Genomic DNA, 24,939 nt, shown 5'->3' on the forward strand with positions numbered 1-24,939 from the left:
TCAACCGAGTCCGTTTCCTTCCCAGGTGAGCTCGATGATGCCTTTGGCGACAAAGCCGGCACATCCCACGAATAACACCAACCATACGATAAAACGGCCAAACTTGGGGACATTTCCTCGTTTGAGCACGTCCTGGATGGCCAAGCCGATAAGCAGAAAAATGACCACAAAAAACAGTTTGAGGCCGATGCTTTCCAGCAGCTCGATTTGTTCAAATGACATTATCTTGCCTACCCATTAAAATTCGCAGCACTATACCATAAAGGATTCAAGCCTGTTAACTGGCCCGGGCCAGGAAATCCTGCACCAGGCGGTTAAACAGCTGGGGCTTTTCCGCATGCAGCCAGTGCCCGGTGCCCGGGATCACCCGCACCGTGGCGGCGGGAAACTGTGCCAGCACCTCGGGCTGATATTCCGGCAGCAGGTAGTCCGAGTCCCCCCCCTTGATAAACAGGATAGGCCCGTCGTAGCTCAGCTCACTTCCGGGCCAGCCGATAATCTCCTGATAATTGGCGATAAGGGCCTGCAGGTTGAAACGCCAGGTTTCCGGAGTGCCCGCCACAAAGGATTTCAATAGAAACTGCCGTACGCCGGCTTCTTCGATGTATCGGGACAGGATCCGGTCGGCTTCCCGACGGTCGTTGGCGCCCTCCCGCTGTACGGCCTGCAGGCCTTGAAACACCGCATCATGACGGGCCTGCCGGTAGGCGACCGGCGCTATGTCTGTCACCACCAGCTTGCTGACCCGCTGCGGCGCCATCTTGGCGGTCATCATCGCTATCTTGCCCCCCATGGAATGCCCGACGATGGCGGCCTGCTCCAATTCCAGCTGATCCAGCAGTGCCAGTATATCCTCGGCCATCTCCTGGTAACTCATGGTGTCTGTCCGGGGAGACAGGCCATGGTTGCGTACATCGACGGCGATGACGTCATGGTCGGCCGCCAGCACCCGGTTGACCCCGTTGAGATTATCCAGGTTGCCGAACAGGCCATGGATCAGCAGCACCGGGCTGCCTGTTCCCTGGCGGCGATGGTTGAGTGCCGCCTTCAGTGAAGTGTTAAATGGCATATATATCTCCTTCAAACAGAGTGCCGCTATTGTTGCCTTGTCAGGGAGAGGGTGCAAGCGCTTGGGCAAGGGCATAAGCCTATGTATAATTGGGCTCCATTATTGGGAGTGGACATGTCAACAAACACTATGAAAACCATAGAGGTAGATGAAGAACTGTATCGTTATATTGCCAGCAACACCCGGCATATAGGGGAAAGTGCATCCGATATTTTGCGGCGTTTACTCAAGCTGGACGAGCAGTTAGCCTCGGTTCGGCGGCAGCCGGCCCCGCCGGTGGCGACCGCTCAGGGTATCCACAAAATACTGGAGCAAGGCGAGCTGGCCAGGCAAGAAGCGGCCATCGACCGCTTTATGTTGATATTGTCCGAACTGTATAAGGAAAATCCGGCCGCATTCGCCCAGGCGAGTGATATAAAAGGACGTAAACGCATTTATTTTTCTGATTCAGAAGAATCCTTGCTTGCCGCCGGCAACACCACCAAACCCAAGGCCATCGCCGACAGTCCCTATTGGGTGATCACCAATACCAATACCGGCCGCAAGCGCAACATAGTCGCTCAGCTGATGGCCGCCATGGGCTATTCCCATGGACTGATCGAGCAAGTTTGCCAAAGTATTTGATTACCATTAAGGACAGTTATGACTATGCACCCCAGAGCAGGGATGCCGGCCAGCGCCGAAGATCTGGTTAATATCCCTCGTTTGATGGCGGCTTATTACCAGCTGGAGCCCGATGCCGAGATCTCATCCCAACGGGTCTCGTTCGGCACATCCGGCCACCGGGGCTGTGCCCTGGATGTGAGTTTCAATCAGCGTCATATTTGGGCTATCTGCCAGGCGGTGGCGGAATACCGGCAGCAGGCAGGCCTGAGCGGCCCTCTGTTTTTGGCCATGGACACCCATGCGCTGTCGGAAGCCGCCTGGGGCAGTGCGTTAGAAGTGCTGGTGGCCAACGGTCTGGAGGTCAGGGTACAGGCGGGGCAGGGGTATACTCCCACCCCGGTGATCTCCCATGCCATCCTCAATCATAACCGGCTGCACCAGAACGCCCAGGCGGACGGCATCGTCATCACCCCTTCCCATAACCCTCCCCGGGATGGCGGCATCAAATACAATGGCCCCGATGGCGGCCCGTCTTCCACCGAGGCCACCGGCTGGATCCAGGCCCGTGCCAATCGGCTGATCGCCGACGGCTGTCGCGAGGTGCGCCGTTTGCCCTTCGCCGAGGCCTTCGGGCGGGCGGTACAATACGATTACATCACCCCCTATGTGGCCGAGCTGGATCAGGTGGTCGATATGGTGGCGATCCGCAAAGCCGGCATCAAGATCGGCATCGATCCCCTGGGGGGAGCCGGTCTGGCTTACTGGCCGCCGATTGCCGAGCGCTACGGGCTGGATATTACCGTGGTCAATCAAAGCCAGGATCCGACCTTCGGTTTTATGTCCCTGGATCACGACGGCCAGGTCCGCATGGATTGCTCCAGTCCCTATAGCATGACGAACCTGCTAGCATTGAAGGACAACTTCGATATCGCCTGTGGCAACGACCCGGATTATGACCGTCACGGCATAGTGGATAGTGAAGGGCTGATAAACCCCAATCATTACCTGGCGGTGTGCATCCATTATCTGTTTACCCATAGGGCCCAATGGCCAACCACCCTGGCGGTGGGTAAGACCCTGGTGTCGTCTTCGATGATCGACCGGGTCGCGGACAGCCTGGGGCGTTCGCTGATGGAGGTACCGGTCGGTTTTAAATGGTATGTGACCGATCTGATGGCGGGCCGGTTGGGTTTTGTCGGTGAGGAAAGCGCCGGCGCCTCTTTCCTGCGCAGGGACGGCCGGGTATGGAGCACCGACAAGGACGGCTTTATTCCTTCCCTGCTGGCGGCGGAAATCCTGGCGGTAACCGGCAAGACCCCGCATCAGTATTACGCCATGCTGGCCGCTGAGTTAGGTCGCCCTGTCTACCGCCGGCTGGATGCCCCCGCCAGCCAGGCACAGAAACAGGTATTGGCCAACCTGAATGCCGATGATATCAAGGCAGCCAGCCTGGCCGGTGATGCCATCATCGCGACCCTGACCCGGGCGCCCGGCAACAATGCCTCCCTGGGGGGCCTCAAGGTGGTCACCGAGCAGGGCTGGTTCGCTGCCCGTCCCAGTGGTACCGAACAGGTGTATAAAATTTACGCCGAAAGCTTCCGCGACGCGGAGCACCTCGAACGTTTGATTGACGAGGCCAAACAACTGGTGAGCGCCGCCTTTGTCAAGGCAGGGGCGTAACCGGGCAGCTAACAGCAGCAGGCCGGCCTGCTGCTGTGCTCTCTCTTCGTATTTTACTGTCCAGATTTAAAATTTTTCATCCCGTGGCCAGCTTGACCCTGTGCATAACAAAAGGCTGAAAACCGTAAAAACGGCATAGGTTTGCGGTTCTGGTGCTTAAGTTGGCGAGGACCTTCATTCGATAGTGTTTTCTGCCGCTGCCCTCGCCGGGGGCGGTTCCCTGATCCGCTAGACATTGATGCTGACTTCATGTTTTATTTCAAACTGAAATGTTGTTTTTAATGGTTTAGCTGGAGGGATATATGAAGGTAAGCCGGATTGCGAATTTTTTGTCACTGAGCCGTGAACATCCATGGGAGCTGGCTCCCTTTAGCGAGCCGTTGGCAACCGGCGGTACCGTATCCGTCTGGGATACGGGGGTCGTCTGTTTTGAACCGGCGTCCCCGGGCAATAAAGATATCGTGATTTCCTGCGGCATCCACGGCAATGAAACGGCGCCAATAGAGCTGTGCGATCAGCTGCTGCGGGACCTGGTGGAGGGGAGGCTGAGCTGCCGGCACCGGCTGCTGCTGATTTTTGGCCATCCGGCGGCCATGAACCAGGGGGTACGTGAGCTCGAGGTAAATCTCAACCGCCTGTTTTCCGGTGCCCATGAGCGCGGGGATAGCCCCGGCCTGGAGCAACAGCGGGCGGCCAGGCTGGAGTTGTATGTCGGCCGCTTTTTCGGTCAACGCTCTGGTGCCGAGCGCCTGCATTACGATCTGCATACGGCGATCAGGCCTTCAAAATATGAAAAGTTTGCCATTTACCCCTATACCCACGGCCAGCCTTACAGCCGTCGGCAGCTGGCATTTTTGCGAGACTGCGAAGTCGACACCATCCTGCTGGCTCACGGGCCGACCACTACCTTCAGCTATTTCAGCGCTCATCGGTTTGGCGCCCATGCTTTTACCGTCGAGCTGGGCAAGGTCATGCCCTTCGGGCAGAATGATATGCGGCGGTTCAAGGCGGTCGATCATTGCCTGCGCCAGTTGGTGAGCGAAGCGGACTGGATGCCGGCTCCGCTTGAACCTGGTCAGATCCGGGTGTTCAAGGTATGCCGGGAAATCATCAAGCAGAGCGATGCCTTTCGTTTTCACTTCGGCAAGGATGTGGCGAATTTCACCGCCTTTGAGCCAGGTGAGCTGTTGGCTGAAGACGGTGAACACCGCTGGCGGGTGGATGCGCAGAGAGAGGCGGTGGTATTCCCCAACCCCGCGGTGGCGAACGGTCAACGGGCTGCACTGATGGTCATTGATTATCCCCTTTCCGGATCCGAGCTGGATTAATTGTTTTGCCCACGTCGCCGTCCGGCGACGTGGGAGCCGTATGCAGCCCTACTGCCCATGACGGCGATGACTTTATGCACAATAAACGGGCCACCCGTTACCTCCCTGCAACCTGCACCGCCGCATCCCTGGACCATAGCGCCTCAGTAAGACACTTTGTATATATGGATTATTAAATTTGTGATCAATTTGTTGATCATGATGATATTTGTATGTAATCATTTTTGTGTACAGTGTTGGTGATAAAATTTATTCAATTGTCTTAAAGCATCTGAAAAAACAGATGGAATGTCATTTTCTCAAGGTGAAGGAATCACATATCATGAACTATACCGGCAAGCGCGTTCTTACCTTTTCCACGCTGGCATTGGCCGTTACCTCTGCTCCTTATGTCGCCGCATCCACCTGGTCTGACACCTATATCGGATACAGGTATGGTACCGAATTTACCGAGCCCAATAATTCCAACCATATACAAAAACATGTCATCCAGTTCACTCATGCCAGCGGCTATGCCTATGGCCAGAATTTCCTGAATGTGGACTTGCTGCAATCGGACGGCAATGACAAGGCGAATGGTAGTAACAAGGGGGCGAGCGAGGCGTATGTGACCTATCGTCATCAGCTGCATCTGGGTAAGGTATTCGATACCGATCTGAGTGTTGGCCCGGTGAAGGAGGTGGCGCTGTCAGCCGGCTTCGACTGGAATACTAAAAATACCGCCTTTGCGCCGCGGAAACGCCTGTTGCTGGTGGGGCCGACCCTGAAGTTTGATTTGCCCAAGGGGTTTGCCGATCTGAGCTTGTTCTATGCCTATGAGCAAAATCACTGTGGCCTGACGCCCTGTGGTCTTCCGGGTAACCATAACGACATCAGTTTTGACCCCTATTATGTGGTCAGCGCCGCCTGGGGCATTCCGTTTACAGCGGGTTCCCTGCCGATGAAGTTCCAGGGTTTTGCCAACTACAACGGCGAAAAGGGCAAGGATTATTTCAACGCAGAAACCAAGCCCGAAATTCTCACGCGCAGCTCACTGATGCTGGATGTGGGTCAGCTGGCCTTCAACAAGCAAAACACCCTGTGGGCGGGGGTGGGCTATGAATACTGGCATAACAAGTTCGGTAACCACGGTAAGCCCGGCACCAATACCACTGCGCCGACCTTCCAGGTAGAATGGCATTTCTAAACCTGTATGACGGTGTCTTTGCTTTAGGGACAGACGGGAGGGCACCAGTACCTTCCCGTCTGTGGTTCAGAATCGCCAGACCGCCAGGCCCTGGACGGCACTTTCGATAACGTCACTGCCGAACTTGTGGTACCAGTATTGGTATTCAATACCGACGAACAATCGCTGAGGGTCGTTAAAGAGGCTTTTACCCAGGTCATAACGTAGCTGAGGTTGAGCCAGGAAGTGACCCTTGACCTTGTCACCAAACTCATTGTCGCGGCTGCCGATATATTCGGCATGGCCTTCCAGGCTGAAATCATGGTGAGCTAAGGCGAAAGGGAAGGCCCAGGCGGTATCCAGCATCCAGCTATCCCCTTCCTTGGGGGCGCCGTCGTTGGCCACACCGACGCTATCATCGATATAGGCGGTGAGCAGGGTATTGAAGAAGGCCGCGCCAGGCACATCCAGCGCCAGCTGGATGCCGGGCAGGTACTTGCGTATCTTGCTGTCGCCACCTGCATTAACACCCATGACCAGGCCCACATCCTTCACCGGCCCGAGGCTCAGCTCGGTCCCGCTGATCTTGCCCAGGCTGAAGTTGAAATAGCCCTCACCGTACCAGTCTCGCCGACGTTGTCCGTCGTCCCAGTCGGAATAATCGATAAAGAAGAAGTTATCACCGTATTTCCAGCCGCTGGCATGCTGCAGGGTATAGATGTTGGTGGTGGACTTCTGTTCTGGATCGGCGCCGAAAGGGTTCTGCTTAAGTTTACCCAGCTGATAATGCAATTCGGTGTTGCTCCAATCTGCACCGAAGGCCGGTGCGGCGGCAGCGGTAATCAGCAGTGCTAAGGCAGATTTTTTCATTATGACTCCCTGTCATGTAAGGAAAGGTATCCGTGTTGCTAATAAATCGTGTGTATCTAAATAAAATACGTGAATAACTAACGACACCATGATGTTACAGAACGGCCGGGCAGGATATTGTGACAAAGGTCATACTTTTAATTAAATCTTCATATGAAGATTCTTTCTATGGAGATACTTGCGCCGGTGTCAGCTGAGCGGAACCTTGCCGTTAGCGATGCCTTTTCGGATGGAATTGAATTTTTTATATTCAGATACATTCATAAATAAAAGGGAGCACGGTGGTGCAATGCCGTTCACTTAAGATGAAAAGGGAAGTCCTCCTCCACATGCCGACTCGCCGAAATCCGTCCCTGGGGGCTAGGCGGCATCATCCATGACGCCAACGGTCGGCTTGGTAGATGAGGGCTCCCCTTAACTGAGCAGCATTAAGTACGGTGGTGCTCCCTTTTTTGATGAGGGGTGATGGTCAGTCGGTGGCCACTTTGGCTTTGGCGCCGGTATTCGCAGTGCTTTCCTTGCTTGCCGGGATCTTAGGCCCAAACGGATAGCGACGGTGGGTGAAAGCCTTATGGTAGAGGCTGGCAAACGCGACCATAAACAGGGTTCCGGCCAATGTCGGCAGAATAAAGTCCATCGGCGGCAAGTGGGCACCAGAGAGGTAAATCAAGATCGGGTTGGCCCCGGCCGGAGGATGAAGGGTGTCGGTCAGCACCATCAGGGTGATCCCCAGCCCAAAGCAGACCGCCAGGCCGAGGACGGGATCCGGCAGTAACTGCATCCCCAATACCGCCAGGCAGGTTGTGAGCAGGTGCCCCAGGATCACGTGTTTGGGCCGAGACAAGGGTGCCGAGGGCAGCAGCAGCAGTAGCACCAGGGTGGCGCCGAGCGGTGCGCTCAGCACCATAAAGTGTGTCCAGCTTTTCAGATAACTGAGGAGGATTATTGCCACAAAGGCAGCCAGGCCGGCGAGGGTGGCGTCTCGCAGTCGATGTTTGAAATGCATGATGACCTCGATTGCAATGAGATATTGTTATTATCTATGGTTATAAAATAACGGGTTAAATTGTATTCAAAATGCATAAAAAATAAAAGGCGATCCTGATGCCAAAAGTTTATAACTTATAGTCGGAGGCCGGCATGAACGAACATGAATCCCTGGGTAAGGCGCTGGCCTGGCTGCTTGAACAGGAGCAGATTAGGGTAGAAGACCTCGCCGAGGCATCCAACCATTTCGATCTCTCACCGTTGGATGAGGCCTTCCTGCGCCACTACTTTGCCCTGCACTCAGCAGAACCGCGTGCAGACCATACAAAAAATACCCAGAGTGATGATTTTAAAGGCAATTAAACAAACAGCTATTTACAGGCACAACCACCGTCAGTATGATGCATTCCGTTCCGGAGGGGTGGCAGAGTGGTTTAATGCACCGGTCTTGAAAACCGGCGTGGGTTTATAGCCCACCCAGGGTTCAAATCCCTGCTCCTCCGCCATAGTCGCTTTGTACACAAAGCAAAAAACCGCCAGGCTAAACGCCTGGCGGTTTTTTTATGTCTGTGTGGTGGCCTGGACGCCCGGCAGGGTGGCGGCACCCAGGGGTTTGAGCATCGACATAGTGCCCTTCCTTAGGTGGGACGGGAAGCAGATGGGTGGTGTTGGCCAGGCCCTTAAAGATAGTCAAGAAATGTCTGTTCATGGCGCTGAATGGAGATGGCTTGCGGAAAGGTGTATGAGGCTGAGATGGGGATGGTTTTGAACGGATGGGGCGCCCGGTGTGCCCCATCCCTGCCCGTCAGCGGGCGTTGATGGCCGCGATCATGCGATGCAGGGCCTCATCCAGCATGGCTCTGGGGCAACCAAAGTTAAGCCGCACAAAGTCGCTGCCGCCGAACTGGCCGCCGGGAGACAGGCCCACCCCCGCCTGTTCAAAGAAGCCGATGGGATCCTCGATCTCCAGCGCGCTGATATCGATCCAGGCCAGATAGGTGGCCTCGGGCGACAGCACCTTGACCCCCGGTACTTTGCCCAGCCGCTCGACGATGATATCCCGATTCTGACGCAGGTAGGCCAGTTGCGCAGCCAGCCAGTCGTCACCATCCTGATAGGCGGCCTCGGCGGCGACGAATCCCAGCAGGTTGACATCGGCCATGATGCCGCGGGCGGCACGGGTGAAGCGGGTGCGCAGCTCGGCATTGGGGATGACGGCAAACGAACAACACAGGCCGGCGATATTAAAGGTCTTGCTCGGCGCCATCAGGATGATGCTGCGGTTGGCGGCATCGTCGTCCAGGGCGGCATAGGGCAGGTGCCGTTTGCCTTCATCCAGCAGCAGATCACAGTGGATTTCGTCGGAGCACACCAGCAGGTTGTGGCGTTTGGCGATGTCGTTGATCGCCAGCAGTTCTTCCCGGCTGTAGATGGTGCCGCCCGGGTTATGGGGGTTGCAGAACAGCAGCAGTTCGGCGTCTTTGGCCTGGGCTTCCAGCTCTTCCAGATCCAGCAGCCAGCGACCGTCCTTTTCGACCATGGACACATGGGCGGCCTTACGGCCGTGGAAGCCGGGGGCATGCAGAAACGGGTAATAGATGGGCTTGGGCATCAAAATGGAATGGCCCGGCTCGCTGAAGGTCTGGCAGGCCAGGTTCAGGGCCGGTACCACTCCCGGCATATACACCAGCCAGTCAGCTTCAATCCGCCAGTCATAACGCTCCGCCAGGCGGGCAATAATTAACTCGGTCAGGGCCGGGCTGGGGCGGCTGTAGCCGAAGATACCGTGGTCAACCCGTTCCCGTAGCGCCTCGATCACCGCCGGCGGGGCCTTGAATTCGGTATCCGCGACCCACATGGGCAGAATGTCGGTACCTTCATATTTCAGCCACTTCAGCGCCCGGCTCGGCTTCCTGTCTATCCACTGATCAAAATCAAACATAGGTCATCCTGTTAACAACGAGAGGGCCAGCATAAGGAAGACGCCGGGGGCTGGCAAGTTCTCGCCGACGGGGAACCCAGCTTAAGCCGGCACCGCTGTGCCGGACTGGCCGTAATCCTGTCTGATCAGGGTCAGCAGCAGGCTGGCCGCCGGCCCGGGCGGGGTGGCACGGGGCAGGATCAGATGGGTGAAGCGCTTACGCAAACCATGATGGGCCATGGGCAGCCGTTGCAACTGGCCCGCTTCCACCAGGGGGGTGACCACATCCAGCGGCAGCCAGGCGAAGCCGACCCCCCGGCGCAGCAGAGACAAGGTATCGTGCAGGTGGTTGATAACCCATCTTTCCTCGGTCCTGGCCCAGCCTTCTTCTTCCTCGCTGCCATCGGCCAGCACCAGCTCCAGCTGATGCTCTAGCTCGTGCTGGCTGACCTCGCCGAATTGGGTGAGCGGGTGATGGGGGGCGCAGACCGGGACATAGGTGGTGGTGGTCAGGGGCAGGGCGCTGGCCCCGGGGAAGGTGCGGCTGGCCAGCACGATATCGGCGGCCTGTTTGGTGACCACCGTCTGGCAGCCGGAAGGCTGGGCCTCCAGCAGGTGGATACGGCAGCCTCGGGACTGGCTGGTAAAGGCGGCGAGGGCGTCATACAGCGGCTGGCGCGGCAGCGACGCCTCCACCACGATACGCAGCACGGCTTCCCAGCCCTTGGCCAGCACATCGGCCAGCTGCTCCAGGCCTTCGATGTCCTGGGTCAGCTTACGGGAGCGGCGTAAAAACACTTCTCCGGCCGGGGTGAGGAAGGCCTTTCGGCCTTTGACTTCCAGCAAGGCAAGACCCAGTCCCTGTTGTAGCTTGGCGACCGCATGATTGAGGGAAGATTGACTCTTGTTAAGGGTTTCCGCTGCCTGGGCATAACCGCCGCAGTCCACGACTGCCTGAAAAATACGCCACTGCTCTACCGTGCTTTTGGGACGATACATGGCCTTTCCTTTTGCGCTGAACAAGGGCCCGGCCGGCCCTTGTGGGTGTTTCCCGATTAAACTACCCGTTTATTGTTAACCGGCTCGGCGAATCTTGCCAGTTCAATCAGCGGCGGAGTTGCGTACCTTGTCCGGCTGGGCATCCAGTGACTGACCGGTCACCTCCAGGCTGTCGTCGCTCATCAGGTAAAGATAGCTCGGCATGATCTCGGCCGGGGTACGCAAGCTTTCGGGATTCTCGCCCGGATAGGCGCGGGCGCGCATCGCCGTGCGGGTCGCACCCGGGTTGATGCAGTTCACCCTGACCCGGGTGTTGGACAGCTCGTCGGCCAGTACCTGCATCATGCCCTCGGTGGCAAACTTGGAGACGGCATAGCTGCCCCAATAGGCGCGGCCCCGTTTGCCCACGCCGGAGCTGGTATAGATGATGGAAGCGGGGGTGCTGGCTTTCAGTAACGGCAGCAGCGCCTGGGTCATCAGAAACTGGGATTTGACATTGACCTGTATCACCTTGTCCCATTCATCTTCGCCAATCATCTCGAGTGGCCCCAGGGTTCCCAACAGGCCGGCATTGAACAGCACGCCGTCGAGGCGCCCAAATTGCTGCTTGATAGTTTCGGCCATATCCAGATAGTGCTGGCGGGTCGCCCCCTGCAGGTCCAGGGGGACGATGGCCGGTTCGGGGCTGCCTTGTGCCAGCAGCTCATCATACACGGCTTCCAGTTTCTTCACGGTTTTACCCAGCAAGATCAGGGTGGCACCGTGGGCGGCGAAGCTCAGCGCCGACTGACGCCCTATGCCGTCACCGGCGCCGGTAACCAGGATAACCTTGTTTTTCAATAGTTCGGCCGATGGATGATAGTCCTGCATGAAGCCTCTTACATTTCAACGTTATGGATTGCAGGATCAAACCAGACTCTGGCGCCGGATGCCAGTGGCTGGTTTAAAAAAGCGATGGGTTCTGGCAAAAATGGCTCTTAGAATAGCGGCTGACATAACTGAGGAGATCCCATGCTGGAATTTTTCTATGAATACGGTCTATTCGTGGCCAAGAGCCTGACCTGGGTATTGGCCATCGTGTTGCTGGTCGCCCTGGTGACCAGTGTGATCGCCAAGCAAAAGCAACTGGCCGAGCGGCTGGAGGTGGACGATATCAGTGCCCGCCTGCGGCGCCAGAAACAACGCCTGCAGTTGGCGAGTGCCGTTACGGAGGCGGAACGCAAGGCGCTAAAGCAGGAAGTAAAGCGGGCCAAGAAGGAGGCCAAAAAAGCCGCCGCTACCCTCAAGCCCAAATTGTATGTGCTGGATTTTAAAGGCAGCATGGACGCCCACGAGGTCAGCGATCTGAGTCTGGAGGTCACCGCCCTGCTGCAGCTGGCCCAGCCCGGTGATGAGGTTTTGTTGCGTCTGGAATCCGGTGGCGGCGTGGTGCATGGCTATGGCCTGGCGGCGGCGGAGCTTGGCCGGCTGAAGGAGCACGGCCTGAAGCTGAGTATCGCCATCGACAAGGTGGCGGCCAGCGGTGGTTACATGATGGCCTGTGTCGGCGAGCAGATACTCGCGGCTCCCTTCGCCATCGTCGGGTCCATCGGCGTGGTCGCCCAGTTGCCCAATTTCAACAAGTTGTTGAAGAAGAAAGATATCGATATTGAGCTCCATACGGCGGGGCAGTACAAGCGTACCCTGACCCTGTTTGGCGAAAATGACGATGAGGGACGCGCCAAGTTTCGCGAGGAGCTGGAAGTCATCCACCAGCGCTTCAAGGAGTTTATCCGGGCCAACCGCCCGGCGCTGGTGCTTGACAAGGTGGCGACGGGCGAACATTGGCTGGCGACCGATGCCAAGGAACTGGGCCTGGTGGACCGGCTGATGACCAGCAGCCAATACCTGCTGGATAAGGCGGACAGCCATCATGTCATCAGCCTGAGACACAAGCCGAAGCAAACCCTGAAAGACAAACTGGCCAAGGCGGCGGAAGCCGGTGTCAGCCGCGGCCTGCTCAAATTATACGAGGCGGGGCAGCGACCTTTTGGCTGAATGGGTGGTTTTGCCCATTTATTGCCCACTCGCACGCGAGTCTTGATTTTAGGGTTTACAAGGCAGGGGCGGCTGCGTAATATTGGCGCCCGTCGGAGGGGTGGCAGAGTGGTTTAATGCACCGGTCTTGAAAACCGGCGTGGGTTTATAGCCCACCCAGGGTTCAAATCCCTGCTCCTCCGCCATATTGAACATCTGTGACCCGTCACCATTTAACGGGTAAAAAAAGCCCAGCATATTTCCATGCTGGGCTTTTTGCTGTATGTGTCGCTGCGTTTTAAATCCCTTCAGCCTGGTATATTTCCCCTATGACACAGATATTATTGGCCCACCCGGACTTTTATGCCGTCAACAAGGCCGCCGGCATAGGCATGCATCAGGAGGGGTCGGAGGCCGGCCTGGTCCGCGTGCTCAGTGAGCAATTGGGTGATGCCCTGTATCCGGTGCACCGGCTGGATAAAATGACCACGGGCGTGTTACTGCTGGCCCGAAGCCCCGAGGCCAACCGGGAATTAAGCCGGCAATTTGCCGAACGGGCCACCGAGAAGACCTACCTGGCGTTAAGTGATCGCAAGCCGGCCAAGAAGCAGGGTTGGGTGAAGGGAGATATGGAAAAGGCCCGGCGGGGCAGCTGGAAGCTGACCCGCACCCAGCATAATCCGGCGGTGAGCCGCTTTTACTCCCATTCCCTGGCTCAGGGCCTGAGGGCGTTTGCAATCTACCCCTTGACCGGCAAGACCCACCAGATAAGGGTGGCGCTGAAAAGCATCGGCTGTCCCATACTGGGTGATGCCCGCTATGGCGGTACACCGGCGGATCGGGGCTATCTGCATGCCTGGCGACTGGCCTTCCGCCATGGCGGCGAAGATTTTCAGTTGCAGGCCCCCTTGGTGGAAGGCGCGCTGTTTATCGAGCATGGCCCCGCCATGGAAAGTTGGGCCGCTCAGCTGGCACCCTGACCCGGATTGGCACCCAGATGGTCGCGGCTCTGCATCTTGCTTGCGTAACTGGCGGCTATCCGGTGGCATGTGCCGATTTATTGCCCCAGCCATTGGCTCTTTCCATGTAAACCGGCAGGGAAGATTAACGGCGGTGCAGGATGCGGGGTATGGGATAGTGGCCACTGCGATAGTTGCCGCGTATGGCATCCAGGGTCAGGGTCAGCACCTGTTGCGCCACCATGTGGTGATCCTGGGCTATGGTGCTGATCGGCGTGGACAGAAAGTCCAGCAGCCGGTGATCGCCGAAGGTACCCAGCTTGAGCCCGGATGGGAGCCGGGCTTCATACTGGTAAAAATAATCCAGCACCCCTTCCAGCAGGACAAACGCCGTGGTGACGATGGCCTGGGGACGTTGCCAGTTCACGTCCTCCAGCTCATTGAGCAGGCGAAAAGCGGTTTGCCGATCGAAGCGATCGCCATACAGCACCTGATAAGGGACCCCCGAGGACTCTAACGCCCTGATAAAACCCTGCTCACGTTCCAGGCTGACTCCCAGGCCAGGCGCGGCCGATACCAGCCAGATCTGCTCCAAATCCGGGGTAGCCAGGGTCTGGGCCAGGCGGAATGAGGATGCCCGGTTTTCGCTGCTGACGGAGATAAGCGGCGAGGGCAGGGAGCGGTCGACGCCGATCACCGGCAGGTCCTGATGAAGCCGCAGGTAAAAATCGTCTTCCGGTGGCAGGCTGGATGCCACGATCAGGGCATCGACCCGGCGTCCCTTGAGCATTATTGCCAGTTCCCGCTCTGTGTCTGCGTCATCGTCGGAGCAGGTTATCAGCACTTGAAAACCGGCCTGGCGGGCCTGCGATTCCAGCAGCTTGGCCAGGCGGGCATAGCTGGGGTTGTCCAGGTCGGGTACGATCAGGCCAAAGGTATGGGAAAGGGCGCCACGCAAGGCGGCGGCCTGCCTGTCCGGCTGGTAGTTATGGGCCTTGACCACCGCCATCACCTTGTCCTGGGTGACCTGACTGATCCTGTGTTGTTCGGCTTTACCGTTGATCACGTAGCTGGCGGTAGTGCGGGATACGCCGGCCAGGCGGGCAACTTCATCCAGTTTCATGTTAAAAATCCGTAAAAATGTGCACTGGATCATATCATCGTGATCTGCCAAGGCGGATAGCTTGCGCGATCTGCTGAAACGATTCAGTATGGGTTCAGTTATAAAATAACAAACATTATTTCAATCTTGATCCAGGATGTAGTGATCCTTGTAAATTAGCGGGTGATGTCATGCTTTCACTGTCCATACAAGACGTACAAATAGGTATCCGGCTGGCCGATAAACAAGCGGTCATTGCCGAACTGGCAAACTGGCTGGAGCGGGATGGCCTGGTGGCTTCCGGCTACGGTGCCGGTATGCAGGCCCGGGAAGCTCAAACTGCTACCTATCTGGGACAGGGGATAGCCATACCCCATGGTACCCTGGATACGCGGCATCTGGTACTGAAAACCGGTATCAAGGCGCTCCATCTGCCCGAAGGCGTGGAATGGGGCGACGGTGAAAAAGCCTACCTGGTGCTGGGTATCGCCGCCGGCTCCGACGAGCACCTGGGCCTGTTAAAACAGCTGGCACGTGCCCTGTCACAGGATGACTTGGCCGAGCAGGTCCGTACCGCCCGTAAGCCACAGGATATCCTGCAACTGCTGCAATGTGAGGAAGCGCAACTGGCGCTGAGTGCCCGGCAACTGGGTGTTCGGGTGGCGGCCAGCTCCCTGTCGCAGCTGGCCGAACAGGCCTGTGAACTGATGGGCGCGGATGCGGCAGAGCAACAGGCGTTAGGAAATGCGAGTCATCTGGGGCAGGGCTGGTGGTTGAGCCAGGTCGCGGCCAGTAAAGAGGCTAAGGCGGCACTGGTGACCCCGCTCGCCGTGTTTGAGCATCAACAGCAACCGGTGCACGGCTTGCTGGCCCTGGCCTCCAGTGGCAGTAGCCACAAAAACATCCTGAACCAGCTGGCCGACTGGCTGGTGGCCGGGCAGGGCACGGAGCTTGCTGATCACTCATCGGCCGAGGCTTTGCGGGTGGCCCTTAATACCGGCCCGGGCGAGGCCATTGGTGGTGAGCAGCGGGTACAGGTGCGCAACCCCCATGGCCTGCATGCCCGTCCCGGAGCCATGCTGGTGAAGGCGGCAAAGCAATTCAAGGCCGATATCCAGGTGCGTAACCTGGACGGATCAGGCAAGCCGGTATCGGCCAAAAGCCTGATGAAAATCATGACCCTGGGGGTAAAGCTGGGCCATACCCTGGCCTTCAGCGCTTCGGGCGAGGACGCCGACGCGGCGATAAAAGGCATGGTGGCGGCAGTGGAGTCCGGCCTGGGTGAAGACACGGTGGCACCGGCGGCCGAGCCGGTTCAGTCCGCAGCGCAATCCGATCCCCAGTCTGTAACCCCGGCGCTGGCCGCCAATGAACGGCTGGTGACGGTGCGCAATGCCCATGGCCTGCACGCCCGTCCCGGCGCCATGCTGGTGCAGACCGCCAAGATATATGAGGCCGACATTCAGCTGCGCAACCTGGACGGCGACGGTCACAGCGTATCGGCCAAGAGCCTGATGAAGGTGATCAGCCTGGGCGTCAAGGCCGGCCATCAGCTGGTATTCAAGGCTGAGGGCGTCGATGCGGAGCAGGCCCTGGCGGGCCTGGTCGAGGCGGTGGAGTCCGGCCTGGGCGAAGAGATAAGCACCCTGGCAGCGCCTGCCGCACAGGAGCAGGTGGCAGTGGAGACGGGTAGCCAGCCCGAGATGCATCAGGTACACGACATCGCCGCCAATACCGAATTACAGGGGGTGGCCGCCTCACCAGGCACCGCCATAGGTCCGGTGTTTGTCGAAGCGGCCATGGTGTTCGACTATCTTCAACATGCCGATGACGCCGCCGCCGAGCAAGAGAAACTGAACGCCGCCATCAGGCAGGCGGATGAGAGCCTGGCCGCCAGTGTAGCCGAGGCGACGCAGACCCAGGCGAAAGAAATCATGGCCATGCACCGGGAGTTGCTGGACGATCCGTCCCTGGCCGAAGGGGCGGTTGAACGTATCAGGCAAGGTCAGTCCGCCCCGGCCGCCTGGTGGTCAGAAATCGACTCTGCCGCCACCCTGCAGGCTGCCAATCCCGATACCCTGCTGGCCGAACGGGCCGCCGATATCCGGGATATCGGTCGCCGGGTGATGGCGATCCTGTGCAACACGCCCTTGCTGGAAAAACCGGCCAAGCCCTATATTTGGGTGGCGGAGGACATAGGCCCCTCCGATGTGGTGAACATGGACCCGGACAAGGTGCTGGGCATGGTTACCGCCGGTGGCGGAGCCTCTTCCCACAGCGCCATCCTAGCCCGCTCCCTGGGCATTCCGGCCCTGGTCGGCATGGGCGGTGGCGTGATGACCCTGGCACAGGATACCCAGGTTATCCTCGATGGCGAAGCCGGCACCCTGTGGGTCGCCCCCGAGCAGACGGCCTTGGAGCAGGCCAGGGCCCGCCAGCAACAGGAGCGTGAATTGGCGGAAAAAGCCTGGGCCAGCCGCGATCAGCATGCGACCACCCGTGATCAGCACAGGGTCGAAGTCTGTGCCAACCTGGGTGACACCGCCAAAGCGGTGGAGGCGGTGGACGCCGGTGCCGAAGGCGTCGGGCTGCTGCGTACCGAGTTTGTGTTCATGGCCCAGAGCAGCGCCCCGGATCTGGCCAGCCAGATTACCGAATACAAGAAAGCCATCGACGCCCTGGACGGCCGTCCCCTGGTGGCCCGGACCCTGGATGTGGGTGGCGATAAGCCGCTGCCTTACTGGCCGGTGCCGAAAGAGGAAAACCCCTTCCTCGGGGTACGCGGGATCCGTTTGTGCATGAAGAAACCGGAACTGCTCGAAACCCAGTTGCGAGCCCTGCTGACCGCCGCCGGTAACCAGCCGATCCGCATCATGTTCCCCATGGTCGCCGATTGGTCCGAGTGGCGCTGGGCTAAGCAAATGTTCGATCGGGTGCAGGCCGAGGTACAGGCCAAGGATGTGCAACTGGGCATCATGATTGAAGTGCCTTCCGCCGCCCTCAATGCTCATGTGTTTGCCGAAGAGGCCGATTTCTTCAGCATAGGCACCAACGATCTGACCCAGTACACACTGGCGGTGGATCGGGGTAATGGCGAGCTGGCCTCCTTGTCCGACGGCCTGAATCCTGCGGTGTTGCGGTTGATCAAGATGACGGTGGATGCCGCCCACGCCAAGGGCAAATGGGTGGGTGTCTGCGGTGAGCTGGGCTCGGATCCCAAAGCCTTGCCTGTGTTGCTGGGTCTGGGGGTGGACGAGCTGTCGGTCAGCCTGAAACGGGTCCCTCTGGTCAAGGCCCAGGTACGGGAATGGAGCCTGTCCCGCTGTCGCGAACTGGCCGAGCAGGCCCTGGTGGCACAAGATGCCGAAAGCGTGCGTGGCCTGGTAGGAGAAGCAAGATGAGTATTCTGACACTGACCTTGAATCCGGCGCTGGATTTGACGGTTTCATTGGATCAACTGACCGCGGGCAGCGTGAACCTGGCCAGGGAAGGACACCTGGGGGCGGCAGGCAAGGGGATTAATGTCGCCCGGGTGCTGAGTGACCTGGGTCATGCTCCCAAGGTCAGCGGTTTTCTCGGCCTGGACAACGATGCTGCGTTTCGGGCGCTGTTCAACCAGCACGGTATAGACGATGCCTTCGTTCGCCTGGCCGGCAATACCCGGGTCAACGTCAAGGTCAGCGAAGCAAGCGGTCGGGTGACCGACATCAACCTGCCAGGGCTACAGGTGTCCGATACCGAGTGGAATCGTTTGCTGGCCCGGCTGGAATCCCTGGCCAGCGGTTTCGACACCCTGGTGGTGGCGGGCAGCCTGCCGCCCGGGGTACGTCCCCAGCAACTGGAGGGCATGATTGAAATGTGGCGTGAGCGGGGCAAGCAGGTATTGCTGGACGCCAGCGGCGGTGCCCTCAAGGCGGGCATCAAGGGGCTGCCTTCATTGATCAAGCCAAACATCGACGAGCTGGCGGGCCTGGTGGGCCGCCCGGTCAGCGAGGGCATGGATCTGGTCGCCTGCGCCCGGGAGATACAGGCCCAAGGCATAGCTCATGTGGTGGTCTCGGCCGGGGAGGACGGTGTGCACTGGTTCAGCCCCACCGGTTACTGGCGTGCCCGGGTGCCTACCGTCAAGGTGGTCAGTACCGTCGGAGCCGGTGATTCACTGGTGGCCGGCTTCTGCGCCGGTTTTGTCGAGGGCTTGTCGGAAGAAGACACGCTGCGCCTGGCCTGTGCCCTGTCGGTAATGGCCGTGACCCAGGTCGGGGTGGGGATCCGCAATCAGAAGGAACTGCACGACTACCAGCGGGCCATCATGGTCGAGCGGGTAGCGGCATAAAGGAGAATATAGATAGATGAAAGCGCTTATTATTACCGCCTGCCCGACCGGCATGGCCAGCAGTTATATGGCGGCGCGGGTGCTACGCCAGGCCGGCGAGGAGCTGGGCTGGGATATCGCGGTTGAATGCCATAGCCAGCTGGAGCTTCTTACCCCTTTTACCGAGCATCAGCTAGCCCAGGCCGAGCTGGTGGTGGTGGCCGCCGCGACCGAGCTGGAACTGGCCCGCTTCAGTGGCAAACGGCTCTATCAGACCGGCATCCAGGACGCCTTGAACGCGCCCAAGGACTACCTGCAGCAGGCCGCAGCAAGGGCCGAAGTGTGGCAAGCGGGACCAGCCTCTGCCGGCAAGACCCGGCTGGTGGCGGTCACCGCCTGTCCAACCGGGGTCGCTCATACCTTTATGTCCGCCGAGGCACTGAATGAAACCGCCAAGGCCATGGGCTTTGAGATCAAGGTAGAAACACAAGGATCGGTCGGTGCCCAGAATGCATTGACCGCCGAGGATATCGCCGCCGCCGATTGTGTGATTGTCGCCGCCGATATCGAAGTGGATCTGTCGCGCTTCAACGGCAAGCGTCTGTATCGCACCAGTACCGGCCAGGCGTTGAAAAAGCCCAAACCGACCATCACAACCGCGCTGGATGAGGCCAGGGTATACCAGCATCAGGGGCAGCCCCAAGGTGGAGCAGACAAGTCGGATGATAAGAAAAAAGCCGGTCCTTATCAGCATCTGCTGACCGGGGTGTCCTTTATGCTGCCGATGGTGGTGGCCGGTGGCCTGATCATCGCCCTGTCCTTCGTGTTTGGGATCGAGGCCTTTAAACAGGAAGGTACCCTGGCGGCGGCGTTGATGCAGATCGGGGGGGCTTCGGCATTCGCCCTGATGATCCCGGTGTTGGCCGGTTATATCGCCTATTCCATCGCCGATCGCCCGGGTATTGCTCCCGGCATGATCGGCGGCATGCTGGCCAGCTCCCTGGGTGCCGGTTTCCTCGGTGGTATCGCCGCCGGTTTCCTGGCTGGTTACAGTGCCCGCTGGCTGGCGATCAAGGTGCCCATGCCTAAAGCCTTAGAGGCCCTCAAGCCGATCCTGGTGATCCCGCTGTTCGCCAGCCTGTTCACTGGTCTGGTGATGATCTATGTGGTGGGTGGTCCGGTGTCCGGCATCATGAATGCGATGACCGCCTTCCTCAACAACATGGGCTCGGCCAATGCGGTGTTGCTGGGCATACTGCTCGGGGCCATGATGTGTTTCGACATGGGCGGGCCGGTCAACAAGGCAGCTTATGCCTTTGGCGTGGGGCTGCTGGCATCGGAAACCTATGCGCCCATGGCGGCGGTGATGGCGGCCGGTATGGTGCCGGCATTGGGCATGGGCATTGCCACCTTCCTGGCCCGGCGCAAGTTTAACGACAGCGAGCGGGAAGCGGGCAAGGCCTCCTTTGTGCTGGGGTTATGTTTTATCTCCGAAGGCGCCATTCCCTTTGCCGCCCGGGATCCGCTGCGGGTGATCCCAAGCTGTATGCTGGGGGGGAGCCTGGCTGGCGCCCTGTCGATGCTGTTTGGTGCCAAGTTGCTGGCGCCCCACGGCGGTATATTCGTGTTCTTTATTCCCAATGCGGTGACCGCCCTGTTGTGGTACGTCATCGCCATCGCCGCCGGTGCCTTGCTGACAGGCGTGCTCTATTCGGTGCTCAAGCGCAGTGATGCGGAGCTGCTCGGCACCGCGCAGGTGGCGGCCAAGGCCTGAGTCGGCCGTCATGGTGAACAAGGCTCCGGCTGATAACAGACAGGGCCTAATCAAGAAGGGCCGTGGATTGCTCCACGGCCCTTCTTGCATTTCATAGCGGCTTTCAGCTTTCCTGCTCTTTATCCTTGAGCATATGGCCCAGCTTGCCGGCCTTGGTATTCAGATAATGCTCGTTGAAGGGGTTGCGCCCTTCCTGTAGCGCTACCCGCTCCACTATCTTGATACCGAAATTTTCCATCGCCTTCACTTTGCGCGGATTATTGGTCATCAGACGCAGCTGGGTTACGCCCAGGCTGTGCAGCATATCGGCACAGATGGTGTAGTCGCGCATATCGGCGGCGAACCCCAGGGCGACGTTGGCCTCAACGGTGTCTTTTCCCTGATCCTGCAGATGGTAGGCATGGATTTTGTTCAACAAGCCAATGCCTCTGCCTTCCTGGCGGACATACAAGAGCACGCCGCGGCCGGTTTTGGCGATGTTTTCCAGCGCCGCCTGCAATTGAAAACCACAGTCACAGCGCAGGCTGAACAGGGCATCGCCGGTCAGACACTCGGAATGAATACGGCCCAGCACCGGCTCACCATCGGTTATATCGCCCATCACCAAGGCGGCATGGTCCTTACCTGTTCCTTTTTCTTCAAAACCTACCAGGGTAAAAGTGCCCCAAGGAGTCGGCAGTTTCGAGTTTGCCATCCGGGTAACACTGCTCATGGCCTTCCTCATAAATTACGGCGAGTTATAAAATGGCGTTATTGTAAAGCGGATGGGCGCCAAGGTATAGGCACAATAGCATTCCCTTCATTTCCCACTCATTTTCCCCAAAATCTTATGTTAATTAATTGTATCTCATGCCTTTGCCGGCCAATTTCGATATAATGGGCCGGTGCGGCACCCATGGGTGCCCAATCAATCAATTTTCTGGAGGATGCAATGTCTGAACTAGCTCCCGTCATCACAGTCGATGGCCCGGGCGGTGCCGGCAAGGGAACCCTGTGTCAACTGCTGGCCGAAAAAATGGACTGGCATCTGCTGGATTCTGGCGCGATATATCGCGTGCTGGCGCTGGCGGCACTGCATCATGATGTGGCTCTGAATGATGAAAGTGGGCTGATGCCGCTGGCGGCACATCTTGATGTGCAGTTTCCGGTGGTGAACGGGCAGGTGAAAACCATACTGGAAGGCGAGGATGTGTCTCGTCCGATCCGAACCGAGAAAATGGGCGAAGCGGCCAGCCAGGTTGCAGCTTTCCCCCGGGTACGGGAGGCCCTGTTGCGGCGCCAGCGCGCATTTCGGGCAGGCCCCGGGCTGATCGCCGATGGCCGGGATATGGGCACCGTGGTGTTCCCCGATGCCGAGGTCAAAATCTTCCTCGATGCCAGTGCCGAGGAAAGGGCCCTGCGGCGGCTTAAACAGTTGCAAGACAAGGGCTTTGATGTTAGTTTTGACCGCCTTTTAAGCGAAATTCAGGCGCGTGATGACCGGGACAGAAACCGGGCCGTGGCGCCCCTTAAAGCGGCCGAGGATGCGCTGGTCATTGATTCAACCGATTTGTCCATTGCCGAGGTGCTGGACAAGGTGTTGAGTCATACTAAGGTTATTCTTGGTCGCTGAAGCGATTTTGGCTTTGCCGGCCTTAAGGACGAGGCGGCCAATGTTAATCACCCCCACCGGTGCTGGATTGCCCTGTGGATGTTCAACTTTAAAGTGTATCCATTAAACATGACTGAATCTTTTGCTCAACTCTTTGAAGAGTCTCTGAAAGAACTGGAAACCCGTCCGGGTTCCATCGTAAAAGGCGTCGTCGTTGCCATCGAGAACGGTATCGTTCTGGTTGACGCGGGTCTGAAGTCTGAGTCTGCCATCCCTGCCGAGCAGTTCAAAAACGCTCAGGGCGAGCTGGAAATCAGCGTTGGCGACAGCGTTGACGTAGCGCTGGATGCGGTTGAAGACGGTTTCGGTGAGACTCTGCTTTCCCGTGAAAAAGCCAAGCGCCACGAAGCCTGGCTGCAGCTGGAAAAAGCCTACGAAGATCAAGAAACTGTTATCGGCGTTATCAACGGTAAGGTTAAAGGTGGTTTCACTGTAGAAGTGAACAGCATCCGTGCCTTCCTGCCCGGTTCTCTGGTTGACGTGCGTCCGGTACGCGACACCCTGCACCTGGAAGGCAAAGAGCTTGAGTTCAAAGTAATCAAGCTGGATCAAAAGCGCAACAACGTCGTGGTTTCTCGCCGTGCCGTGATCGAAACCGAAAACAGCGTTGAGCGTGAGCAGCTGCTGGAAAACCTGCAGGAAGGCCAGGAAGTCAAGGGTATCGTCAAGAACCTGACCGACTACGGTGCTTTCGTAGACCTGGGCGGCGTAGACGGCCTGCTGCACATCACCGACATGGCTTGGAAGCGCGTTAAGCATCCTTCCGAGATCGTGAACGTGGGCGACGAAATCAACGTCAAGGTCCTGAAGTTCGACCGTGAGCGTACTCGTGTATCTCTGGGCCTGAAGCAACTGGGCGAAGATCCTTGGGTCGATATCGCCAACCGTTATCCGGAAGGCACTCGTCTGTCTGGCCGTGTGACCAACCTGACCGACTACGGCTGCTTCGTTGAGATCGAAGAAGGCGTTGAAGGCCTGGTTCACGTGTCCGAAATGGACTGGACCAACAAGAACATCCACCCGTCCAAAGTGGTTTCCGTTGGTGACAGCGTAGACGTGATGGTACTGGATATCGACGAAGAGCGTCGTCGTATCTCCCTGGGTCTGAAACAGTGCAAGTCCAACCCTTGGCAGCTGTTTGCAGAAACCCACAACAAGGGCGACCGTGTTTCCGGTAAGATCAAGTCTATCACTGACTTCGGTATCTTCATCGGTCTGGACGGCGGTATCGACGGTCTGGTTCACCTGTCCGACATTTCTTGGAACGCCAATGGCGAAGAAGCCGTTCGCGAATTCAAGAAAGGCGATGAAATCGACGCAGTCGTACTGCAGGTCGATCCTGAGCGCGAGCGCATCAGCCTGGGCGTGAAGCAAATCGACGAAGATCCTTTCAATAAGTACCTGTCAGATAACAAGAAAGGTGCTATCGTTAAGGGTAAAATCACTGCCGTCGATGCCAAGGGTGCCGTCGTTGAGCTGGAAGAAGGCGTGGAAGGTTACATCCGCGTTGCCGACATCTCTCGTGACCGTATCGAAGACGCTTCCACCGTTCTGAGCGTAGGCGAAGAAGTTGAAGCCCGTTACGTTGGCGTAGACCGCAAAAACCGCACCCTCAGCCTGTCTATCCGTGCGAAAGACGAAGCTGAAGAGAAAGCTGTTATGGATAACCTGAACCAACAACAGCAAGAAGAAGTTGGTTTGAGTGCCATGGCCGAAGCTTTCAAGGCTGCAAAAGGCGAATAAGCCTGTCCGAATTCAAAAGGGGGCGTTCGCGCCCCCTTTTTATTTGGTGCAGAAGGAGCAAGTAACCATGACCAAATCTGATTTAATTGAGCGATTGGCCACCCACTACAATCATTTATCTGCCAAGGAAGTGGAAAATGCCATTAAAGAAATCCTTGAGCAGATGGCATCCACACTGCAAACCGGTGACCGCATAGAAATACGCGGTTTCGGCAGCTTTTCCCTGCACTATCGTGCACCCCGCCAGGGCCGTAACCCCAAAACCGGGGAGAAGGTCGAGCTGACGGGTAAATATGTTCCTCACTTTAAGCCTGGCAAAGAGTTACGAGAGCGCGTCAACCCCGCCTGACAATCCATGGCATTCTTCGTTTGATCTCATATTTCATGGCATGACGACTGGTAGCTCAGGCTATTTTCCGGGATAATCGGCGTACTCAAAATTAGGATGTTGAGGGGGTAAGGTGAAAATTATTCTGGTCTTGGTTATCCTGGCAATTCTGTTTGGACTTGGGTTAACCTTGGGAACACAAAACGATCAATTGGTGCAGGTGAACTATCTCATCGCCCAAGGTGAATTCCGCCTCTCCAGCTTGCTGGCGGTAGTGTTTGTCGCGGGTTTTGTGTTGGGCTGGCTGATACTGGGTCTGGTGATGTTGCGCCTTAAGATGAATAATTCAGGGCTACGCAAGAAGGTCGATCGCCAACATAAAGAGCTGGAAGAACTCAGGGCCTTGCCTGCTAAGGATTGACGAGCCCC

At 57.8% G+C, this 24,939-nt stretch carries 22 protein-coding genes, 2 tRNA genes and 3 pseudogenes; 18 read left to right on the forward strand and 9 right to left on the reverse strand.

The annotated features are described in order from the left end of the window. Nucleotides 1–222, reverse strand: a complete 222-nt coding sequence (locus ABD806_RS01840; RefSeq protein ID WP_116473402.1) for a DUF2788 domain-containing protein — start codon at nt 220–222, stop codon at nt 1–3. A 55-nt stretch (nt 223–277) separates the two neighbouring features. Next, the gene (locus tag ABD806_RS01845) at nt 278–1,069 is read right to left on the reverse strand and encodes an alpha/beta fold hydrolase (protein ID WP_344954151.1); all 792 of its coding nucleotides are present in this window, start codon (nt 1,067–1,069) and stop codon (nt 278–280) included. Nucleotides 1,070–1,198: 129 nt separating this feature from the next. Here ABD806_RS01845 and seqA point away from each other — a divergent pair, with 129 nt between their 5' ends. From seqA to ABD806_RS01865, 4 genes are all read left to right on the forward strand, one after another. Next, nucleotides 1,199–1,693, forward strand: coding sequence for a replication initiation negative regulator SeqA (seqA, locus tag ABD806_RS01850; RefSeq protein WP_344956402.1), 495 nt, complete (start codon nt 1,199–1,201; stop codon nt 1,691–1,693). Between the two features lie 18 nt (nt 1,694–1,711). Then, on the forward strand, nt 1,712–3,355 hold the full coding sequence (pgm, locus tag ABD806_RS01855; protein WP_344954153.1) for a phosphoglucomutase (alpha-D-glucose-1,6-bisphosphate-dependent): 1,644 nt from the start codon (nt 1,712–1,714) through the stop codon (nt 3,353–3,355). A gap of 302 nt (nt 3,356–3,657) precedes the next feature. Further along, a complete protein-coding gene (gene astE, locus ABD806_RS01860) occupies nt 3,658–4,683 on the forward strand; it encodes a succinylglutamate desuccinylase (RefSeq protein ID WP_344954155.1) in 1,026 nt (341 codons plus the stop codon). A gap of 322 nt (nt 4,684–5,005) precedes the next feature. Next, complete coding sequence (locus ABD806_RS01865) at nt 5,006–5,869, forward strand: hypothetical protein (RefSeq protein WP_344954157.1); 864 nt, start codon at nt 5,006–5,008, stop codon at nt 5,867–5,869. Nucleotides 5,870–5,935: 66 nt separating this feature from the next. Here ABD806_RS01865 and ABD806_RS01870 read toward each other — a convergent pair whose 3' ends face one another. Together ABD806_RS01870 and ABD806_RS01875 are read right to left on the reverse strand one after the other, a co-directional pair. Then, nucleotides 5,936–6,718 (reverse strand): nucleoside-binding protein, encoded by a 783-nt coding sequence (locus ABD806_RS01870; protein ID WP_344954159.1) that lies wholly within the window; start codon nt 6,716–6,718, stop codon nt 5,936–5,938. A 469-nt stretch (nt 6,719–7,187) separates the two neighbouring features. Continuing rightward, nucleotides 7,188–7,724 (reverse strand): HPP family protein, encoded by a 537-nt coding sequence (locus ABD806_RS01875; protein ID WP_344954161.1) that lies wholly within the window; start codon nt 7,722–7,724, stop codon nt 7,188–7,190. A gap of 134 nt (nt 7,725–7,858) precedes the next feature. On the opposite strand from ABD806_RS01875, the gene ABD806_RS01880 reads away from it, so the two are divergent. Together ABD806_RS01880 and ABD806_RS01885 are read left to right on the forward strand one after the other, a co-directional pair. Then, nucleotides 7,859–8,068 (forward strand): hypothetical protein, encoded by a 210-nt coding sequence (locus tag ABD806_RS01880; RefSeq protein WP_344954163.1) that lies wholly within the window; start codon nt 7,859–7,861, stop codon nt 8,066–8,068. Between the two features lie 52 nt (nt 8,069–8,120). After that, nucleotides 8,121–8,211, forward strand: a tRNA-Ser gene (locus ABD806_RS01885). 299 nt (nt 8,212–8,510) lie between these two features. On the opposite strand, the gene ABD806_RS01890 is transcribed toward ABD806_RS01885, so the two are convergent. From ABD806_RS01890 to ABD806_RS01900, 3 genes are all read right to left on the reverse strand, one after another. Then, the gene (locus tag ABD806_RS01890) at nt 8,511–9,647 is read right to left on the reverse strand and encodes a MalY/PatB family protein (protein ID WP_344954165.1); all 1,137 of its coding nucleotides are present in this window, start codon (nt 9,645–9,647) and stop codon (nt 8,511–8,513) included. An 81-nt stretch (nt 9,648–9,728) separates the two neighbouring features. Next, nucleotides 9,729–10,625 (reverse strand): LysR family transcriptional regulator, encoded by an 897-nt coding sequence (locus tag ABD806_RS01895; RefSeq protein ID WP_344954167.1) that lies wholly within the window; start codon nt 10,623–10,625, stop codon nt 9,729–9,731. A 102-nt stretch (nt 10,626–10,727) separates the two neighbouring features. Next, the gene (locus ABD806_RS01900; protein WP_344954169.1) at nt 10,728–11,495 is read right to left on the reverse strand and encodes a YciK family oxidoreductase; all 768 of its coding nucleotides are present in this window, start codon (nt 11,493–11,495) and stop codon (nt 10,728–10,730) included. Between the two features lie 144 nt (nt 11,496–11,639). Between ABD806_RS01900 and sohB the strand changes: the two genes are divergently transcribed. The 3 genes from sohB (at nt 11,640) to ABD806_RS01915 (ending at nt 13,621) form a co-directional block, all read left to right on the forward strand. Then, entirely contained in the window at nt 11,640–12,662 is a 1,023-nt protein-coding gene (gene sohB, locus ABD806_RS01905; RefSeq protein ID WP_344956404.1) for a protease SohB, read from the forward strand. A gap of 94 nt (nt 12,663–12,756) precedes the next feature. Next, nucleotides 12,757–12,847 (forward strand) — tRNA-Ser (locus ABD806_RS01910). Nucleotides 12,848–12,970: 123 nt separating this feature from the next. Further along, on the forward strand, nt 12,971–13,621 hold the full coding sequence (locus ABD806_RS01915; protein WP_344954172.1) for a TIGR01621 family pseudouridine synthase: 651 nt from the start codon (nt 12,971–12,973) through the stop codon (nt 13,619–13,621). A 124-nt stretch (nt 13,622–13,745) separates the two neighbouring features. On the opposite strand, the gene cra is transcribed toward ABD806_RS01915, so the two are convergent. Continuing rightward, nucleotides 13,746–14,723, reverse strand: coding sequence for a catabolite repressor/activator (cra, locus tag ABD806_RS01920; RefSeq protein WP_344954174.1), 978 nt, complete (start codon nt 14,721–14,723; stop codon nt 13,746–13,748). Between the two features lie 170 nt (nt 14,724–14,893). On the opposite strand from cra, the pseudogene fruB reads away from it, so the two are divergent. The 5 genes and pseudogenes from fruB to ABD806_RS01945 form a co-directional block, all read left to right on the forward strand. Next, a pseudogene (fruB, locus tag ABD806_RS01925) lies at nt 14,894–15,979 on the forward strand (fused PTS fructose transporter subunit IIA/HPr protein); the annotation flags it as partial. 75 nt (nt 15,980–16,054) lie between these two features. Further along, nucleotides 16,055–16,336, forward strand: a pseudogene (locus ABD806_RS01930) (HPr family phosphocarrier protein); the annotation flags it as partial. Nucleotides 16,337–16,453: 117 nt separating this feature from the next. Next, a pseudogene (gene ptsP / locus ABD806_RS01935) lies at nt 16,454–18,103 on the forward strand (phosphoenolpyruvate--protein phosphotransferase); the annotation flags it as partial. Further along, nucleotides 18,100–19,035, forward strand: coding sequence for a 1-phosphofructokinase (gene pfkB / locus ABD806_RS01940; protein ID WP_344954176.1), 936 nt, complete (start codon nt 18,100–18,102; stop codon nt 19,033–19,035). The pseudogene ptsP and the gene pfkB, both read left to right, overlap by 4 nt. A 16-nt stretch (nt 19,036–19,051) precedes the next feature. Continuing rightward, nucleotides 19,052–20,788, forward strand: a complete 1,737-nt coding sequence (locus ABD806_RS01945; protein ID WP_344954178.1) for a PTS fructose-like transporter subunit IIB — start codon at nt 19,052–19,054, stop codon at nt 20,786–20,788. A 103-nt stretch (nt 20,789–20,891) separates the two neighbouring features. Here the strand turns inward: ABD806_RS01945 and ribA are convergent, their stop codons facing one another. Further along, on the reverse strand, nt 20,892–21,500 hold the full coding sequence (gene ribA, locus ABD806_RS01950) for a GTP cyclohydrolase II (RefSeq protein WP_344954179.1): 609 nt from the start codon (nt 21,498–21,500) through the stop codon (nt 20,892–20,894). Between the two features lie 219 nt (nt 21,501–21,719). Here ribA and cmk point away from each other — a divergent pair, with 219 nt between their 5' ends. The 4 genes from cmk (at nt 21,720) to ABD806_RS01970 (ending at nt 24,931) form a co-directional block, all read left to right on the forward strand. Further along, entirely contained in the window at nt 21,720–22,400 is a 681-nt protein-coding gene (cmk, locus tag ABD806_RS01955; protein ID WP_344954180.1) for a (d)CMP kinase, read from the forward strand. 108 nt (nt 22,401–22,508) lie between these two features. Further along, nucleotides 22,509–24,182 carry a 30S ribosomal protein S1 gene (gene rpsA / locus ABD806_RS01960; RefSeq protein WP_344956406.1) on the forward strand — a complete coding sequence of 558 codons (1,674 nt, stop codon included), beginning with the start codon at nt 22,509–22,511 and terminating at the stop codon, nt 24,180–24,182. Between the two features lie 10 nt (nt 24,183–24,192). After that, on the forward strand, nt 24,193–24,531 hold the full coding sequence (gene ihfB, locus ABD806_RS01965; RefSeq protein ID WP_344956408.1) for an integration host factor subunit beta: 339 nt from the start codon (nt 24,193–24,195) through the stop codon (nt 24,529–24,531). Between the two features lie 112 nt (nt 24,532–24,643). Further along, the gene (locus ABD806_RS01970) at nt 24,644–24,931 is read left to right on the forward strand and encodes a LapA family protein (protein WP_344954181.1); all 288 of its coding nucleotides are present in this window, start codon (nt 24,644–24,646) and stop codon (nt 24,929–24,931) included. The last annotated feature ends 8 nt before the right edge of the window (nt 24,932–24,939 follow it).

It is taken from the genome of Zobellella aerophila (assembly GCF_039539325.1).
In the GTDB taxonomy this organism is placed as follows: Bacteria; Pseudomonadota; Gammaproteobacteria; order Enterobacterales; family Aeromonadaceae; genus Oceanimonas; species Oceanimonas aerophila.

What these genes read in the sequence shown, in the direction of transcription:
- ABD806_RS01840 (WP_116473402.1), bottom strand. Translation starts at nt 222, where the DNA reads ATGTCATTTGAACAAATCGAGCTGCTGGAAAGCATCGGCCTCAAACTG.
- ABD806_RS01845 (WP_344954151.1), bottom strand. Translation starts at nt 1,069, where the DNA reads ATGCCATTTAACACTTCACTGAAGGCGGCACTCAACCATCGCCGCCAG.
- seqA (WP_344956402.1), top strand. Translation starts at nt 1,199, where the DNA reads ATGAAAACCATAGAGGTAGATGAAGAACTGTATCGTTATATTGCCAGC.
- pgm (WP_344954153.1), top strand. Translation starts at nt 1,712, where the DNA reads ATGACTATGCACCCCAGAGCAGGGATGCCGGCCAGCGCCGAAGATCTG.
- astE (WP_344954155.1), top strand. Translation starts at nt 3,658, where the DNA reads ATGAAGGTAAGCCGGATTGCGAATTTTTTGTCACTGAGCCGTGAACAT.
- ABD806_RS01865 (WP_344954157.1), top strand. Translation starts at nt 5,006, where the DNA reads ATGAACTATACCGGCAAGCGCGTTCTTACCTTTTCCACGCTGGCATTG.
- ABD806_RS01870 (WP_344954159.1), bottom strand. Translation starts at nt 6,718, where the DNA reads ATGAAAAAATCTGCCTTAGCACTGCTGATTACCGCTGCCGCCGCACCG.
- ABD806_RS01875 (WP_344954161.1), bottom strand. Translation starts at nt 7,724, where the DNA reads ATGCATTTCAAACATCGACTGCGAGACGCCACCCTCGCCGGCCTGGCT.
- ABD806_RS01880 (WP_344954163.1), top strand. Translation starts at nt 7,859, where the DNA reads ATGAACGAACATGAATCCCTGGGTAAGGCGCTGGCCTGGCTGCTTGAA.
- ABD806_RS01890 (WP_344954165.1), bottom strand. Translation starts at nt 9,647, where the DNA reads ATGTTTGATTTTGATCAGTGGATAGACAGGAAGCCGAGCCGGGCGCTG.
- ABD806_RS01895 (WP_344954167.1), bottom strand. Translation starts at nt 10,625, where the DNA reads ATGTATCGTCCCAAAAGCACGGTAGAGCAGTGGCGTATTTTTCAGGCA.
- ABD806_RS01900 (WP_344954169.1), bottom strand. Translation starts at nt 11,495, where the DNA reads ATGCAGGACTATCATCCATCGGCCGAACTATTGAAAAACAAGGTTATC.
- ABD806_RS01915 (WP_344954172.1), top strand. Translation starts at nt 12,971, where the DNA reads ATGACACAGATATTATTGGCCCACCCGGACTTTTATGCCGTCAACAAG.
- cra (WP_344954174.1), bottom strand. Translation starts at nt 14,723, where the DNA reads ATGAAACTGGATGAAGTTGCCCGCCTGGCCGGCGTATCCCGCACTACC.
- pfkB (WP_344954176.1), top strand. Translation starts at nt 18,100, where the DNA reads ATGAGTATTCTGACACTGACCTTGAATCCGGCGCTGGATTTGACGGTT.
- ABD806_RS01945 (WP_344954178.1), top strand. Translation starts at nt 19,052, where the DNA reads ATGAAAGCGCTTATTATTACCGCCTGCCCGACCGGCATGGCCAGCAGT.
- ribA (WP_344954179.1), bottom strand. Translation starts at nt 21,500, where the DNA reads ATGAGCAGTGTTACCCGGATGGCAAACTCGAAACTGCCGACTCCTTGG.
- cmk (WP_344954180.1), top strand. Translation starts at nt 21,720, where the DNA reads ATGTCTGAACTAGCTCCCGTCATCACAGTCGATGGCCCGGGCGGTGCC.
- rpsA (WP_344956406.1), top strand. Translation starts at nt 22,509, where the DNA reads ATGACTGAATCTTTTGCTCAACTCTTTGAAGAGTCTCTGAAAGAACTG.